The 16,736-nt window shown below is 42.8% G+C and carries 15 protein-coding genes; 9 read left to right on the plus strand and 6 right to left on the minus strand.

Annotated features, from left to right (window positions below; genetic code table 11):
- Positions 1-28 precede the first annotated feature (28 nt).
- Together AB4160_RS07980 and AB4160_RS07985 are read right to left on the minus strand one after the other, a co-directional pair.
- Positions 29-1,129 carry an efflux RND transporter periplasmic adaptor subunit gene (locus AB4160_RS07980; RefSeq protein WP_241903521.1) on the minus strand — a complete coding sequence of 367 codons (1,101 nt, stop codon included), beginning with the start codon at positions 1,127-1,129 and terminating at the stop codon, positions 29-31.
- 2 nt (positions 1,130-1,131) lie between these two features.
- Entirely contained in the window at positions 1,132-2,217 is a 1,086-nt protein-coding gene (locus AB4160_RS07985; protein ID WP_102531729.1) for an efflux RND transporter periplasmic adaptor subunit, read from the minus strand.
- A gap of 170 nt (positions 2,218-2,387) precedes the next feature.
- Between AB4160_RS07985 and AB4160_RS07990 the strand changes: the two genes are divergently transcribed.
- Positions 2,388-2,777 carry a thiol-disulfide oxidoreductase DCC family protein gene (locus tag AB4160_RS07990; protein ID WP_102438492.1) on the plus strand — a complete coding sequence of 130 codons (390 nt, stop codon included), beginning with the start codon at positions 2,388-2,390 and terminating at the stop codon, positions 2,775-2,777.
- Between the two features lie 56 nt (positions 2,778-2,833).
- Positions 2,834-3,733 (plus strand): SDR family NAD(P)-dependent oxidoreductase, encoded by a 900-nt coding sequence (locus AB4160_RS07995; RefSeq protein WP_303502804.1) that lies wholly within the window; start codon positions 2,834-2,836, stop codon positions 3,731-3,733.
- Between the two features lie 117 nt (positions 3,734-3,850).
- On the opposite strand, the gene mdh is transcribed toward AB4160_RS07995, so the two are convergent.
- Entirely contained in the window at positions 3,851-4,786 is a 936-nt protein-coding gene (gene mdh, locus AB4160_RS08000) for a malate dehydrogenase (protein WP_102438496.1), read from the minus strand.
- A 305-nt stretch (positions 4,787-5,091) separates the two neighbouring features.
- Here mdh and argR point away from each other — a divergent pair, with 305 nt between their 5' ends.
- A complete protein-coding gene (gene argR, locus AB4160_RS08005) occupies positions 5,092-5,562 on the plus strand; it encodes a transcriptional regulator ArgR (RefSeq protein ID WP_076539676.1) in 471 nt (156 codons plus the stop codon).
- A gap of 89 nt (positions 5,563-5,651) precedes the next feature.
- On the opposite strand, the gene rsuA is transcribed toward argR, so the two are convergent.
- Complete coding sequence (gene rsuA, locus AB4160_RS08010) at positions 5,652-6,341, minus strand: 16S rRNA pseudouridine(516) synthase RsuA (RefSeq protein ID WP_102438498.1); 690 nt, start codon at positions 6,339-6,341, stop codon at positions 5,652-5,654.
- A 284-nt stretch (positions 6,342-6,625) separates the two neighbouring features.
- Between rsuA and AB4160_RS08015 the strand changes: the two genes are divergently transcribed.
- From AB4160_RS08015 to AB4160_RS08030, 4 genes are all read left to right on the plus strand, one after another.
- On the plus strand, positions 6,626-8,716 hold the full coding sequence (locus AB4160_RS08015; RefSeq protein WP_372004164.1) for a M13 family metallopeptidase: 2,091 nt from the start codon (positions 6,626-6,628) through the stop codon (positions 8,714-8,716).
- Positions 8,717-8,989: 273 nt separating this feature from the next.
- Positions 8,990-9,757 (plus strand): RelA/SpoT domain-containing protein, encoded by a 768-nt coding sequence (locus tag AB4160_RS08020; protein WP_372004166.1) that lies wholly within the window; start codon positions 8,990-8,992, stop codon positions 9,755-9,757.
- Positions 9,758-9,932: 175 nt separating this feature from the next.
- A complete protein-coding gene (locus tag AB4160_RS08025) occupies positions 9,933-10,337 on the plus strand; it encodes an SMI1/KNR4 family protein (RefSeq protein ID WP_076539686.1) in 405 nt (134 codons plus the stop codon).
- 78 nt (positions 10,338-10,415) lie between these two features.
- A complete protein-coding gene (locus AB4160_RS08030; protein WP_102438504.1) occupies positions 10,416-10,916 on the plus strand; it encodes a DUF4447 family protein in 501 nt (166 codons plus the stop codon).
- A 132-nt stretch (positions 10,917-11,048) separates the two neighbouring features.
- Here AB4160_RS08030 and AB4160_RS08035 read toward each other — a convergent pair whose 3' ends face one another.
- Together AB4160_RS08035 and AB4160_RS08040 are read right to left on the minus strand one after the other, a co-directional pair.
- Positions 11,049-11,687: a glutathione S-transferase family protein gene (locus AB4160_RS08035; protein WP_102438506.1), complete on the minus strand. Its 639-nt coding sequence runs from the start codon at positions 11,685-11,687 to the stop codon at positions 11,049-11,051.
- Positions 11,688-11,782: 95 nt separating this feature from the next.
- Complete coding sequence (locus AB4160_RS08040; protein ID WP_372004168.1) at positions 11,783-14,389, minus strand: TonB-dependent receptor plug domain-containing protein; 2,607 nt, start codon at positions 14,387-14,389, stop codon at positions 11,783-11,785.
- Between the two features lie 319 nt (positions 14,390-14,708).
- On the opposite strand from AB4160_RS08040, the gene AB4160_RS08045 reads away from it, so the two are divergent.
- Positions 14,709-15,968 (plus strand): NRAMP family divalent metal transporter, encoded by a 1,260-nt coding sequence (locus tag AB4160_RS08045; protein WP_102475318.1) that lies wholly within the window; start codon positions 14,709-14,711, stop codon positions 15,966-15,968.
- Positions 15,969-16,225: 257 nt separating this feature from the next.
- A complete protein-coding gene (locus AB4160_RS08050) occupies positions 16,226-16,690 on the plus strand; it encodes a DUF1456 family protein (RefSeq protein WP_076539695.1) in 465 nt (154 codons plus the stop codon).
- Positions 16,691-16,736: the final 46 nt, after the last annotated feature.

The following is a 16,736-nucleotide window of genomic DNA, read 5'->3' on the forward strand; positions in this document are numbered from 1 at the left end:
TGGGTTTATTAACAATACAATCATCAGCCTACACTCCCCCTACTACTTGTACTTTTTGACCAGCCACTAAACGTGAAGCGCCCGTTTGAATAATCACTTGGCCATCTTTTAGCCCATCGATAACTTCAATTCTGTCGCCGACGATCACACCTAAAGTCACGTGCTGATACTGGATAGATTGATCAGATTTATCAAACAGCCAAACACCACTGTCTTGTATTACAATGTCACTGCCATCTTGCATAATCACCGCTTCGATAGGCACCAAGAACTGTCGGTTGTAGGTGTAAGTAAGGTGGCTTAAGTCAACTTTCACCTTGGCAGGCATACCTTCAAGCACTTTATATTTAGGGTCTAAGTCAACGGCAATTGTGGCTATATAGGTTGAAGTTGCGGGATCTTTTTCGGTGTTAACTTCCAGTAAATGGCCATCAAATGTGGCATTAGGAAAGGCTTCAAAACTGACCTCTAGCAATGCGCCTACGCTTCTGTCCTTAGCCTTCTTTGACACCGCAATCAACATATCAGGAATTTGTACATCCACTTCGATGCGCTCAATCTTTTGAATACTTACCACTGGCACGCCCGGCTGCACGTTTTCAAAAGACTCTAAAAATACATCACTGATCACCCCTGAGAAGGGCGCTCTTAGCTCAGTGTATTGCAGATTAAGCTCTGCTTGCCTTGCCTCGGCTTTTGCTACTAAGTACTGGGCATTCATTTGATCATAATCAGATTGCGCCATTAACTGCTTAGCCACCAACTGTTTACCACGTTCAGATTGTTTAAAATTAACCTCCATACGTGCCCTTCGATCGCTTAAAGCAATCTCAAAGTCAGTTTTTTCTAATATCGCCAGTAAATCTCCCTTTTCGACTTTTTTGCCTTTGCTCGCAGGAATTTGCGCGATACGGCCGCCAACACGAAAAGAAAGGTTAGTTAAGTCTTGCGCTCTAGCAACACCATTAAACTCACGGATCACCGAGTTATCTACAACCGGTAAAGCGTAAGTCGTAACTCTAGTAACATTGGGCTCAATATCGGGGCTTTTGTCACAGCCACTCAGAGTCATAACCGCCAGCAGCAGGCCAACACTTTTAAGCATGCTATAGATAAAATTACTGTTCATATTTATAAGCCTCGCTCTTTAATCCATTGCACCGCAGCTTGGCCATCTTTAAGCTCAGATGCTCCAGCAACGACTAACCAGTCACCATCTTCAAGGCCAGATATTAAGCGATTGCCTTTTAATTTCACTGGTACTTTTTCAAGGGTTAACGCCTTTGGAGACCAGATAAAAACAAAGTCAGTTTCATTTTCAGTAATCACAGCACCAGCAGGAATTTTAGGATGAGCATCAGCGGTTCTGGCAGGCAGTTTGACTTTTACTTGGGCCGACATCCCCGGTAGCACATTAAGTTGCTCAGGCATTGGCAGGGTTAAAATGATGGTGTAACTACCTGTGGTTGAGTCGGCAATGGTATTGAGCTCTTTTAAACTGGCAGCATACCAACGATCGCGACTGTCAAACTTCACCTCAAGGTTTTGCATCTTATCAAAGCTTGAACCGGCTTTTTGAATCGCACCAATAAACTGCTCAGGTAACTGAAAACTAATATCAATGGCTGATTCGATCCGAATTCCCATCACTTCTTCTTGGGCTTGAACATATTCAAAAGCACGCTTGCTGCGTTTAGAAATGATGCCTTTGTAAGGAGCCAATAATTTGGTGTAAGTCACATCTGCTTTGGCTTTGTCTAATGCGGCTTGGGCAATGGTGTAATCGCTTTTGGTTTGATCGTAATCATTACGCGAAACCACCCCTTGCTCAACCAAAGATGCATTACGCTCGAACAGAACTTTAGCTAATTCAAATTGCGCCTGAGCGACAGCCAATTGCTGTATATAAATAGCGCCATCAAGTTGCGCAAGCACTTGGCCGGGCTCCACGGCATCGCCGGGGCGCACAAAAATGTCAGCAATTTCACCAGCAACCCTAAAAGATAAAGCGGCTTTTTCTGAGGCTTTTACTTCACCAGGTAAAAATCGTTCTCGAAAATCACTGCCCACATCAATTTGCAGGACTTTAACGGGCCTGGGGTCAAATGATGCAGCTGTTGTAGTCTGCTCAGCAGCAGTAGAATACGCGAGAAAGGGACTGGTTAAAGCCACCAAGGAGAACACGAGTAAAGAAGAAAATTTACAGGGCTTCTTCATTTTTTGCTCCGAAACATTTTAGTTAACTAGATAATAACATTCAAAAACTTACAATAATAGCGACTATAAGCCAGCAACAAAGATCTAAACAAGCACATTTGACGTATTGTTCATTGTAGTAACTTATTGAGTTAATTTAGAACTTAGTAATTAACCATAGAGGTATCGAGATGGAATTACGGATTTTTTACGACAGTGCCTGCCCCTTATGCAGCAATGAAATGCAACAATTAAAGCAACATGACCGCTTGCACAAAATTGAGCTGGCTGATTTAAACCAAGACGGTTTTGCCGAAAAGTATCCCCATATCGACTTAGAAAAAGCCAACAAAATTTTGCATGCAGAAACCAACCATGGCGAAATATTACTGGGACTGGATGTGACGGCAAAAGCTTGGGCACTTACAGGAAAACATCAATGGGTACAGTTATTGCGCTTACCTTGCATCAAACCATTAGCCGATGTGGCTTATCTTGGTTTTGCAAAACACCGCTACAAATTATCCTACCTGTTAACCGGTAAGCAGCGCTGTGAAGATGGTAGCTGTAGCATCAAATAGTGAGTTAACTGCTTAAAGCCATAGCTACAATCAGCCATCAACCCAAGGAGATTTACTTGAGCCAATCATTCACTGCAAATTCAGGCTCAGTTGCGTTAATCATTGGTGCATCTTCTGGGATTGCAAAGGCCATTATTGCAGCACTGATTAAGCAAGATGCGGCAACTGACATAAAGCACCTCATCAGTATCAGCCAATCTGCAACTGCTGAGACGAAATTGGCTAATGAAAGTACTAACCCCATAACTCAGCAACATATTAGCTGCGATTATTCAGCAGACGCCATTGCCACACTGTGCCAGCAATTGCAGCCGTTTAAAGGTAAAATTACTCGGGTATTTATTTGTAATGGCAGATTGCACAATCAGTATCAAATGACTGGCGCAGCAACAGGGAGCGCCTCAGAAAACACAGTTTCTAAAACTCTCCCCTTTAAAACAATAGCCCCTGAAAAGCGCTTAGAAGATGTTAACCCTGAGGCAATGCAGGCTTTGTTTGAGTCAAACACCATTACCCCTATGCTGTGGCTACAGCATTTAGTCAAACTGGTTGCAGGTAAACAGGGCTGTATTATTAATGTGCTCAGCGCCCGAGTAGGCAGTATTAGTGATAATCGCTTGGGAGGATGGTATAGCTATCGCGCTTCAAAAGCTGCGCTAAACATGCTAATTAAAACCGCGGCGATTGAATATGCTCGGCGTGCCAAAAACGTAAAGCTCATTGCTTTTCATCCCGGCACCACAGACACCCCATTATCCAAACCTTTTCAGGCCAAAGTTCCCGCTGAAAAATTATTTACTGCTGAATTTGTCGCGTCGCAATTACTGAATATCAATAACGCAATTAAGGAAGCTGGAAGCGAAAGTAGTGAAGATGACAACGCTGAAATTGACCGAATTTACTACGATGGACAAGCCAGCTTTATTGATTGGCAAGGAAAACTGATTAGTTGGTAAAGGGCTTAGGTCTTTTTCCCTTGCAGCAACTTTAGCCTGTCAGCAACAAAAATGCGAAGCCAAAGGCTTCGCATTTTTATCGGTAAATAAAGTTATCAATAATTGATAAGCTTAAATTTACTTAACGAACTCAACACCAAGTTTGATGTCGCCGTTTAATGTATCAAGCATTGCATCACGGGCATTAGCTTCAAATGCGCTAACATCGCCGTATGGTAATACTTTTTCTACGCCGTTTTTACCAAGTAATACAGGTTGTGCGAAGAAGTCAGCATGTTCACTGCCGCCATCAACATAAGCACATTCAACCACGTTAGCTTCGCCTTGTAGGCCGCGAACCAATGATAGGCCAAAGCGACATGCCGCTTGACCCATAGACAGAGTCGCACTACCGCCACCCGCTTTAGCTTCAACAACTTCAGTACCCGCATTCTGGATACGTGTTGTTAGCGCTGCAACTTCTTCATCAGTAAAGCTTACGCCTTCAACTTGTGAAAGAAGTGGCAGAATAGTCACACCACTGTGGCCACCAATAACGTTGATGTTTACATCAGCAACGTTTAGCCCTTTAAGGTCAGCGATGAAGGTTTCAGAGCGGATAACATCAAGTGTCGTCACACCGAATAAACGGTTCTTATCGTAAACACCTGCTTTTTTAAGTACTTCAGCCGCAATAGCAACAGTAGTATTTACTGGGTTAGTGATAACGCCAATTAATGCTTTAGGGCAAGTTGCCGCCACTTTTTCAATAAGGTTTCTTACGATACCCGCATTGATATTAAATAGATCTGAGCGATCCATACCAGGCTTACGCGCAACACCTGCAGAGATAAGAACAACATCAGCGCCAACTAGCGCAGGAGTTGGGTCTTCACCAGCAAAACCAGCCACTTTTACATCTGTAGGGATGTGGCTTAAGTCAACTGCAACACCTGGAGTAACAGGAGCGATGTCATATAAAGACAACTCTGAACCTGCAGGAAGTTGAGTTTTTAATAGTAAAGCTAAGGCCTGGCCGATACCGCCAGCAGCACCAAGTACAGCTACTTTCATGATGATCTCCAATTACGTTCTAGTGATTGACTTCAGTCTGGTCTGTGACACAGATCATGTTTTATTGTGGCGTCACATTACTGGATCACAGCGAGGATTTCAATTATCCCTTAGTAGATCACACTAATTTCCTTATTCTATGATATGTATATAAATAATGACTAATTTAGCCAGTAATAGCTAAAATGAATTTTTATTCACCAATTTAGCTTATTTCTTGACTTGATGCGTTTATCTATTCAGAATGAGCTACTTTTTTGAATAAAATCTATTCTTTTTAAAAATTACTATAAGACGAAAAAAATATGCCAGCGACTAAGAATCAGGATGAACTCGTAAAGACGTTTAAGTCGATATTAAAGGAAGAGCGCTTTGGTAGCCAAAGTGAAATCGTAATCGCACTGCAAGCAGAAGGTTTTGGCAATATTAACCAGTCAAAAGTTTCCCGTATGCTAAGTAAGTTTGGTGCAGTACGTACCCGTAATGCTAAGCAAGAAATGGTATATTGTTTACCCGCTGAGTTAGGTGTGCCAACAGCAGGCAGCCCTGTTAAAAACTTGGTATTGGATGTGGATCATAACCAAGCGATGATCGTAGTCAGAACCAGCCCCGGCGCAGCGCAGCTTATTGCCCGATTATTAGACTCGATAGGTAAGCCTGAAGGGATTTTGGGGACTATTGCTGGTGATGACACTATCTTTATTTGTCCTTCAAGTATCAAAACCATTGATGATACCTTAGAAACGGTAAAATCACTGTTTGGCTATAGTGAATAGCCCTCTTAGCAAATAACACCTTCACGATTTATTGAGCCATTAAAAAAGCAGCCTTAGGCTGCTTTTTTGGTTTTAACAGTGCGTAAGTGTTAAATTGAGGCGATTTCAGCATCGGTGAGAAAACGCCATTCGCCTTCTTCTAAATCAGCATCAAGTTCAATTTCACCCACAGCTTCACGATGTAAATTGACCACCCGATTCCCCACAGCAGCAAACATACGCTTCACTTGATGGTACTTACCTTCGCTGATAGTTAATCTGGCATGGTATTCATCAATGATCTCTAGCAGCGCCGGTTTAGTTAAGCCGTCTTCACTTTTTAATTGGATCCCTTCGGCAAAGGTTTCCACCAATGCAGGATCAAGTGATGCAGCAGCTTCGATAAGGTAACGTTTACCGCAATCTTTTTTAGGTGAGGTGATTTTATGTGACCACTGGCCATCGCTGGTGATCAGCACCAAACCTGTGGTGTCCACATCTAAACGCCCAGCAATATGCAGGGTATCGACTTTTTCAATATCCATTAATCCCAACACCGATTGATATTCTTCATCAATGGTTGAGCAAATGGTATCAACAGGCTTGTGCATCATGATGTAGCGCTCGCCCACGATCTTAATTTGACGACCTTCGATACACACTTCAGTATCATCTTTCACTTTAAAGCTCGCGTCTTTAACCACGTCACCATTACAGGTCACTTCACCTGACTTGATAACTCTTTTTGCTAATGAACGAGTCAGCTCGGTGCTCTCGCAGATAAATTTGTCTAAACGCATATATAAAACCAAGTGAAAACTAATTGGTCGCTATTATGAGCTGTTGGCTAGCAAATAGAAAACGATAAATGGCCACTGTAACATTCTGGTAATTTTTAGTTACACAACACAGTCAATAAATGCTCAATTTATCACTAAAAGCCTAGCCTTAGCCCTTGTTAAGTGCCCCTGTTAAGACTTAACATGTTGGTCACATAAAACTGTCTTAAGGCAGTGAACAATAAAAACAGCTCAAAATTAAGGCCGATAAAAAGGCTTCACTCTTCAATGCATAGGGAAACAACATGAAAAAGCTAGTTATCGGTGGGCTTTGCGCCTCACTTATCGCAGGCCTTAGTGCCTGCAATTCAGATAAAGCAGTCACTGAATCCGCAGCACCAGAAGTCGCTAAAACAGAAACCGCAGTTGCCGTTGAAAAAGCCCTTACCTCAGGTATTAGCTTTGACAATATGGACAAGTCAGTTCGCCCACAAGATGATTTTTACCTCTACGTAAATGGCGGCTGGTTAAACACCGCGGAAATCCCTGGTGACCGCACCAATATCGGCGCCTTTTACGACTTGCGCGAAAATGCCCGTGACGACGTTAAAGCCATCATCGAAGATGTCAGTGCAAACCCAGATCTTAAAATGGGTACTGATGAGCAAAAAGTGGCCGATCTTTACCGTTCATTTATGGATGTTGAAACCTTAAATAAATTAGGTATTAGCCCAATCCAAGCTGAATTTGCCCAAATTGCCGCGCTAAAAGATAAAAATGAATTAACCGCCTATTTTGGCGAAAGCCAAGTTAATGGTGGCGGCACACCATTAGCGTTTTATGTCAATGTTGATGCTAAAGATTCAAGCCGTTACGCCACCCATATTTGGCAATATGGTCTTAGCCTTCCTGAAAAAGATTACTACTTCAATGAAGAAGAGCGCTTCGTTAATATTCGTAGCAAATACCTTGAGCATATCGAGAAGATGTTTGACCTTGCCGGCCTTGAAAATGGCAAGCAAGCAGCGCAAACGGTTTTAGCATTAGAAACCGCTATCGCTGAGCAACATTGGGATGTAGTTGAAACCCGCGACAGCACTAAAACTTATAATCTTTATCAAGTTAAAGATTTAGCGACCTTAGCACCAGACATTAACTGGGATGGCTATTTAGCAGCCCTTGGTGGTGATAAGCAGTCTGACATCATCATTAACCAACCAAGCTTTATTGAAGGCATGAACCAAGTAATTAAAGACAATGATCTTAATACTTGGAAAACCTACATGACCTGGATGGCACTCACTCATAATGCGAGTCACTTATCTGAAGCGCTTGATAATGAAAACTTCGAGTTTTTCTCAAAAACACTTAACGGCCAAGAAGAGCAACAACCTCGCTGGAAGCGCGGCGTAAGCACAGTCAGTGGCACCTTGGGTGAAGTTGTCGGTAAAGTGTATGTAAAACGTCACTTTGTACCAGAAGCAAAAACCCGTATGAGCCAATTGGTTGAAAATTTACGTGGCGCTTACGGCACTAGCATCGAATCATTGGATTGGATGAGCGAAGACACTAAAGTTGCAGCTAAAGATAAGCTGGCTAAATTCAATCCTAAAATTGGTTACCCTGATAAGTGGGAAGACTACAGCAAACTCACTATTGCAGCCAATGATTTACACGGCAACATTAAACGTTCTGCGGTTGTTTCTCATAACAAAGATATCGCAAAACTTGGTCAGCCAATTGATAAAGGCGAGTGGCACATGACGCCGCAAACCGTTAATGCTTATTACAATCCAACCATGAACGAGATTGTCTTCCCTGCAGCTATTTTACAGCCACCATTTTTCAACCTTGAAGCTGATGACGCGGTAAACTACGGCGGCATTGGTGCAGTCATTGGCCACGAAATGGGCCACGGGTTTGATGATCAAGGCGCTAAATTTGATGGCGAAGGTAACATGCGTGATTGGTGGACTGAAGCTGATTTAAAAGCCTTTACCGCTAAGGGTAAAGCATTAATAACTCAGTACAATGGTTATCAAGTATTTGATGATTTACACGTTAATGGTGAGCTAACTTTAGGTGAGAACATCGGTGACTTATCTGGTGTAACCATCGCTTATAAAGCCTACAAAATGTCATTGAACGGTGAAGAAGCACCGGTCATTGACGGCTTAACGGGTGATGAGCGCTTCTTTATGGGCTTTAGCCAAATTTGGCGAGTAAAAATGAAAGAAGAAGCATTGCGTAACCGCGTTGCTACTGATCCGCATTCACCAGGTCACTTCCGTGCATTAGGCGCACTGTCTAATATGCCTGAGTTTTACCAGACTTATGGCGTAAAAGAAGGTGACAAGATGTTTATCGCCGCTGATGAGCGAGTAAAAATCTGGTAATCATTAACTTAAAGTCATTAGCTTGAGTAAAAAATCAATAAGGGCATCATTTGATGCCCTTATTATTTGGCGACATAAAGTACAACTGTGCGCCTTAAAAGCATTAGCCCGCAAAATCTACCTATTCCTAATCCATTGCCTCTTGAGCGCAGCGTTAAGACATTGCTTTTAACCACACCATAAACCGACATGGTATTCAGGTGTTATTCAGCTAATTAAAGCTAATCTAGCCCCATCAATTTCACGCAGATATTGAACTAAGGTGAATACTCAATGAGTCGAATTTTTAGAACCTTTATTATCTTTTTATTGTTGCTGACAAGCCGCAATGCCATTGCCATAACGGTGGACACCAAACCCGTAAAGCCCACTTACGACTTTAGGCAAATTGTGAGTAACGATCTCGACAGCCTATTAGCGTTACAAAATACTCTCGGGGCGGCGCCGCAGCAATTTAACCATGATTTAGATGCCTTGTTTGAGCGTGCCCCTGAGGCACAATCGGAGCTAAGCAATTTAGTGACTAAAATTAGCCAGCAAAATCAGGCTTACACGATTATTCCTAAAATAAAAAGCTACCAAAGAGCCCAGCAAAAAATCGCCCTTAAATTTGACGGTGATGCCAGCTACCTCACCGATATTGCCAGAGCAACCATTGTTACTAATGATGTTGCCAGCTTGATGAGCGCTTATAAAGCCATTGTCGCACACGCTGAAGTCGTACAAGTTAAGAACCGCTTTGCCACTCCTAAAGCATCTGGTTACCGTGATTTAAACCTGCTGGTTAAACTGCCTCAAAGCCAAATGGTTGCTGAAGTGCAATTACACCTTAATAAGATTGCTGAAATTAAAAGCGGCCCAGAGCACCATGTCTACGAGCAAATTCAACACATCGAATTACAAGCTCAACGCCAACATAGACCCGTCAGTGAGCTTGAATTAATGCAAATGGTGAAACTGCGTCAAACTTCACACAAGCTGTATCACAAAGCGTGGTTAAGCTATAAACGTCAGAGTTTGGCAGAACTGCAAGCGGCATAAACTCTCAAATAAAGCACTAACTCGTTTAACGTTCGCCCCTGTACCCCTTGTTATTTACCTCCCCTTGGCACCTTTTTAAAAGGTGCTTTTTTTTGCCTAAAATAAAATCTGAATTGGTTAAAAGCGCCATTCAGGCTATACTCCCGCCATTATTGCCCGATGACTGGATACACTGATGAATGACATCATTGAAATGCTACAAGACTTGAGTGAAACGGTACCAGTACCACTCGAATTACCGACATTCGAGCAACTGGTAGAAGTGGAAGAACAAATTTTAATTTCACTGCCAAATGATTTAAAAGAATACTTATTATTTGCCAGTGATGTCATTTATGGCTCCATTGAAATGGTCACGGCATCAGATCCGTATTCACACACTTATTTACCTGAAGTGACCAGCTATGCCTGGTCTATCGGCATGCCAAGAGAATATATTGCTATCTGCCAGCAAGGCGATAACTTTTATTGTATCGACCAAGAAGGCAATGTGCGTCACTTCTATAAAGGTCGCATGGTCGACATTATGTGGGAATCATTGTGGGACTGGATCCAAGACATTTGGCTGAAACGAAAATAGCCTAAGTTTGACCAGCTAACATCATCAACGTACACAGTAAACCCATACCGTTACAGTATTAGAAAATTAGGAAACATCATGGCTAAATCAAACAACTTAAACGCAATTGAAATGCAGTGTTTACGGTTATCTTTAGGGTTAACGGTTGAGCAAATTGCTGAGTTAACTAAAACCACTCCTGAAGCGGTGATTGCTTGGGAAGCAGGTGAAACTGAAGCGCCTGTGGTTGCACAAAAGAAATTGCTTGAAATTGAAGACACCATTGAGATGCAAGTGCTTAACACCACTGACGGTATCGAAGCGTTATTTAAAACTGAACCTAAGCGCCGTTTAGCCTTTGTGGTTTACCCAACTCAAGCTATTTACACTCAGTACAATCCTGAGTTTTTAAGCTCACTGCCTTACACTGAGCTTTATAATACTGCGGCGTGGCGCATCAAAAAAGAGTGCCAAATCGTACTTGATGTTGAAGTCAGCTTAGTGGCCTTAGAAGTGGAAAGCTACAAATCATTCCGTGCTGACAAGGGCATGAGTGAAAGCCGTGAGAGCCGCGCAAAATGGGCTGCAGCTCAGCTGTAAGCCCTTAAGCGAGCACTTTATGACATTAAAATGGGAAGCCTCTGGCTTCCCTTTTTATTGCTGACTTTTAGTGTCAGTTTTATCGGTGTAGCGATAGTGACATCACACTCACTCAATCAATTCGATCAAGTGTTACTCACTTTGGGCCGCCGCTTTGGCCGCTGCTGACTTTTTAAGTGCTGCCGCTAAGCTCGGGCTTTGTTGTAAACGGTCACGATAAGCGGTGAGTTTAGGCGGAATGGTTTGCTCAAACATAGTGGCCCACAATAACGTTTGCGCCAATAAAATATCAGCAATGGTTAACTCGCTGCCACAAAGATAGCCTGATTCTGGTACCCATAATTCAGCAATAGCCGCAGCACGATTAAACTCAAACTTTGCCACTGGCAACATGGCATCTAAACGCTGCTCATCTGGTAAAGCAAAGCGGTGCTTACCCATACTCCATAAAGGCTGCTCTAATTCACAAATAATAAAACTGACCCATTGATGATGTTTTGCTGACGCTGCGCTGCCAGGCATAGGTAAAAATCGGCCATTACCGTACTTTTCAGCCAAATATTGTAAAATAGCGGCTGACTCAGTTAACACCAGCTCACCATCCGTAATCACGGGCATTTTACCACTGGGATTTAAGGCCAAATAGGCTTCAGCGCGGTTATCTCCTTTTGAAAAATCCACAAAGGAAAACTGCCACTCAATGCCCAGCTCTTCTAATAGCCAAGACACGCGTAATGCGCGACTTTGGGGCGTGCCATACAAAGTAATCATAATCTGTCCCTGTTTGATAAAGTAAGCTAATAACTGCCATAAAAAAGCGGCTTGCGCCGCTTGGTATTCATGCTGTAAACATTAGCCTAGTTTAATTAAAACTGGTAGCTAACTTTACCGTACCATAAGGCGCCGATGGCTGAATGAGTTGCTTGATCGTAACCCATGAAGTCAGCAGCACTAAATGGTGGTTCTTCATTAAACACGTTATTAGCACCCACAGTCAGTGACCAATGGTCAAAGCCAATATAAGTGACATTTAAATCCAAAGTAAGCATTGAATCAATTTGACCTGTGGCGCCTGCATCAACATTATCAGTGTATTCACCAATGTAGTTTAAGCGTGCGCTGGTTTGCCAGTCGGTATAACCCCAATCCATACCACCAATCCAGCGATATTCGGGATGTTGGTACTCGCCAGCTAACTCACGCGTTGAACCGTCTTCACGTACTTGATCAAAGCTATTGACCCAAGTCAGGTTATAGCTAAAGCCAAACTCACCAGCAGAGTCGGTATTCAATACATATTTGACATCAAAATCGACACCGTCTGTAGATTGACTACCTAAGTTGCCAAATTGGTCATAAATTTCAATAATGCGCCCGGGAACATTAGTCGATGAAGGTTCACGCTTAACCACATTGGCATTATCACCTTGGGTATCGACTAAGTATTGGGTATCAGAGGTGATCAAACCATCTTGATCGTAATTCCAGTAATCCACCCCGACACTTAAACCATCAGTGATTTCCCAAACACCGCCCACGTTATATGAGGTCGACTCTTCAGGTTGTAAATTAGGGTTACCAGAAAATATCACCGTACGCTCTTGGGCAGTACAATCTTCTTCTAAGCCCGTTAATGGACAACGTGTGGTATCCACTAAACCAGGTGACTCCTGAGATGGACCTAAACCTAATTGCACCAGTGATGGCGCTCTAAACGCTTCGCCCCAACTGGCGCGCAATGTGAGGTTATCAAGCGGGGTATAACGCAGTGCTATTTTAGGGTTAGTGGTATCACCAAAGTCGCTGTAATCTTCATAACGCAGCGCTAATTGCGCTTCTAAACGCTCAAAAATCGGTACCGCTAACTCAATAAATAATGAAGTTTGATCGCGTTCACCTGCAGCTTCTGTGGCTTCAGTACCAAAAATTTCACCACGCTTAAACAGCTCATCAGGATTATCTGACAATGACTCTTCACGGTACTCAAAACCGACCGCCATGGCTAAACTGCCCGCAGGCATATCCATTAAGTCGCCACTGATTTTACCGTCGAAAGCATTGGTGGTTGATTTACCACTTCGGGTGGTATTAACACTGATATCGTCAATCACAGTGCCTTGCTGGGTCGTCGCTAACGGGTTAAACGCGCCTGAGTTTATGGCCTCTTGTAAACGTGGCGTCCACACAAAGCCTTGCTCACCAAATTCAAGGTTACGGTTATAAGAATAGGTGTAAGCTAATTCCCATTCCCAGTCAGACAACATACCATTTAAGCCTAACACCACACGGGCGCTATCTGATTCTGATGATTTTTGTCGCGGCCCAGTTTCAGTTAAACGCCGACGCATGGTCAAGTCTTCACCAGGAAACGGATTAATAGCTGCGCCACTAGCAAACAGTGGATTATCGTTGAGCATGTAAAACTCACCAAAAGATGGGCTGGCAGCGCCTTTAATCACACTTTCATTATGCTGATACATAAGCTCAGCAAATAGACTTAAATCATCATTAAATTCATAGTTTTGAAATACTGATAAGCCCATGCGGCTCGACTCTGGCACTGAGGTCATTTCTGGCGCGTAATCATAGCGGCAGTAACTGCCTTTAACACTATCAGCGGGACAATTTACATCAGGGCTCCAGCCAAACAAGTCTGATTTAGGGGTAATTGAGCCATCCATACCAATGGTTGCAGGAATGTATGAACCAGGGTTACCCGCAGACGATCTAAAGTCGCTACCGCCATTTGCAGTTTGATCTGCTGAACGTGAATAATCACGATCGGCAAATAAGGTTTCACGCTCTTTAAAATAATCAAAAATTACTGTGGTATGAGACTTTCCATTCGCCGCTTCCGTGCCCCACAAAATAGAGCCAGCTTGCTGACCACCGCCATCTTCAACGGTTTCAGCAATCTTGCCGTTAACCTCAAAGCCTTCGAAATCTTTTTTCATGATGATGTTTATCACACCAGCAATCGCATCTGAACCATAGGTTGCAGAAGCGCCGTCTTTAACGATATCAATTCGCTTAACTGCAGAAATCGGAATTGAATTTATATCAACAAAGGCAGTATCAATTGATTTTGCAAACGACGATACCGCAATACGGCGACCGTTTAATAACACCAAGGTGGCATCAGCGCCAAGACCACGAAGTGACACAGCTGCGCCACCATTAGCAGTGTCATCTGAGTTGTTACCTTGGGTAGAAAAAGTACCACTACCCGATACCGGGAGTTTACTGAGCAGTTGTGAAATATCTTGAGCGCCAGAACGGGCAATATCTTCAGCGCTTAACACCGTCATTGGTGAAGCCCCTTCGAGATCGGTCCGTTTAATATGAGTACCAGTAACTTCAATGCGTTCGACTTCGGGGTCGGCAGCAAAAGCGGTCTGCGTTAAAAACGTTGGGGTGAGCATAAGTGATACGGCAGTAGCGCAAGCGCTCCGCCAGAATTGAGGTCGTGACATAATTATCCCTAATTTAAAATATTAACTTGTTTAGACTCAACATCATTTTTAAGTCTGGTTTAGCTGAACTCTTTCGATTGAGTTTCTAATACCGCGCAGTATATTAGTACTTCGCAATACTCTAACCTAAGTAATTTCCACAGGATGTCAACGATTGATTTTTAGGCAAATGTAACAAATCGTACCAGTAAGCCATTAATTTGCTATATTCAACTATTGATAAAGTGTGACATAGTCATTATCAATTTAAACAATAAGATAGTGTAATAAGCAGCTATTTTATGTCAGCCCCATGACGTGAAGAATAACGAGACAAATAATGACAACAGCTCAGCCAGCAACAAGCCGCTCTAGCCGATTTGCCACCCTCTTTGCCAGCCTAGGGCCGGGGATTTTAATGGCTGCAGCGGCCATTGGCGCCTCTCATTTGGTGGCATCAACCCGTGCTGGCGCCGAGTTTGGTTGGCAATTAGCTTGGGTTGTTCTCGCAGTCAATATTCTTAAGTACCCTTTCTTTGCTGCGGGTGCTCGCTATACCGCTGCCACCAACGAAAGCTTACTCCATGGCTATTTAAAGCAAGGTCGTGGCTACCTGCTGATGTTTACCTGTTTAAATACCATTGCTGCCATTGCCAGCACTGCCGGTGTGTGTATGTTAACCGCAGCCATGCTAACCCAGTTTGTGCCGCTGCCCATTGATATACTGGCTTTTTTGGTCTTAGTCAGCTCGCTGGCATTATTGATCCTCGGTCATTATCAGTTACTCGATAAACTGACTAAAGTCATCATGCTAGCCCTGACATTAACCACGCTAATCGCTGTGACATTAGCTTTTAATCACTCAGCAGGAACGGTTGCAACTGTGCCCAGTGAATCACCTTGGCAATGGGCTTATGTGGGTTTCTTAGTGGCAATGATGGGCTGGATGCCAGCGCCAATTGAAGTCAGTGCCTGGAACTCTTTATGGCTATTGGAAAAGCAAAAAACACAAACCGTCACCAGTAAGCAAGCCATCTTTGACTTTAACTTAGGCTTTATTGTCACCGCTATTTTAGCGATTGTGTTTCTCGCCCTAGGGGCACTGGTTATGCATGGTAGTGGTGAGCAATTTGCCAGCTCTGGGGCTAAATTTGCCAGCCAGCTGATCGATTTATACAGCGATGTTATGGGCCAAGAAAGTCGTTATTTGATTGCCCTTGTCGCTTTTTTATGTATTTTCAGTACCACAGTAACCGTGATTGATGGTTACAGTAGAACCTTAGATATTGGCTGGCAGCTTTTAACCCATAAACCAGACTGCTCGGCACGATTAACCCGAGTTATGTTGCTGGTTTCCGCCTTCGCAATGGCTTTAATTTGGTTCTTTAAAGGCGCCCTATTACCACTGCTTGAGTTTGTTATGACCCTAGCATTTATGACCACGGTTATTTTTGCTTGGCTTAATTATCGCTTGATGACCAGTAATTCATTACCTGAAGAACATCGATATGGTTTGAAAATGAAAATATTATCTTGGTTTGGTTTAACCTATTTAGTCGGTTTCTCAGCTGTATTTATTTACTGGAAATTAATTCTATAATCGCTTTTTAAAAGCAAATTTAACCAGTTACAATGTCAATAAGTCAGTCACAATAAGCCATAGCATGAACTGGCATATCCGCATCATAATTATGAGAGAGCGGATCTGTGGGTAGATAATCTGACCTAATGCCCTCAACTCAGGTATAATCACTGTTCAATGTGTTTTAAGCCTAAAGCGATGTGATAGTAATATCGTTCAGGTAACTTTAAACATAAGCACTTACTTTACCAGCGCAGCCGCGCCCAGAGACCTTTATGATTAACAATGACATCCTTCGCCGCCTTCGTTTTGTATTTGATTACTCAAATGCCAAAATGACTAAAATCTTCGCTCAAGCAAATGTTGAAGTCAGCAATGACGAAATCATTAGCTTATTAAAGAAAGAAGAGGAAGAAGGTTATAAAGCTTGTAATGACAAATTAATGTGTCAGTTTTTAGATGGCTTTATCATCGAAAAACGTGGTTTACGTGAAGGTAGTGAAGTACCTGCACCGCTAAAAGATCTAACCAACAACTTAATTTTCAAGAAATTACGTATCGCATTAGAACTTCGTGAAGATGACATTATTGAGCTGATTGGTTCTGCTGACTTGGCTATTGGTAAGTCTGAATTAGGCGCGTTATTCCGTAATCCTAGCCATAAAAACTACAAAACCTGTGGCGATCAGATTTTACGTAACTTCCTTAAAGGTTTATCACTTAAACATCGCGGAATGTAATATTTTCCTTAGCGTTTAAGCTTCCTTATTTAATGCACAGCTTAGG

It is taken from the genome of Shewanella sp. 10N.286.51.B8, assembly GCF_041469325.1.
Classification (GTDB): domain Bacteria; phylum Pseudomonadota; class Gammaproteobacteria; order Enterobacterales; family Shewanellaceae; genus Shewanella.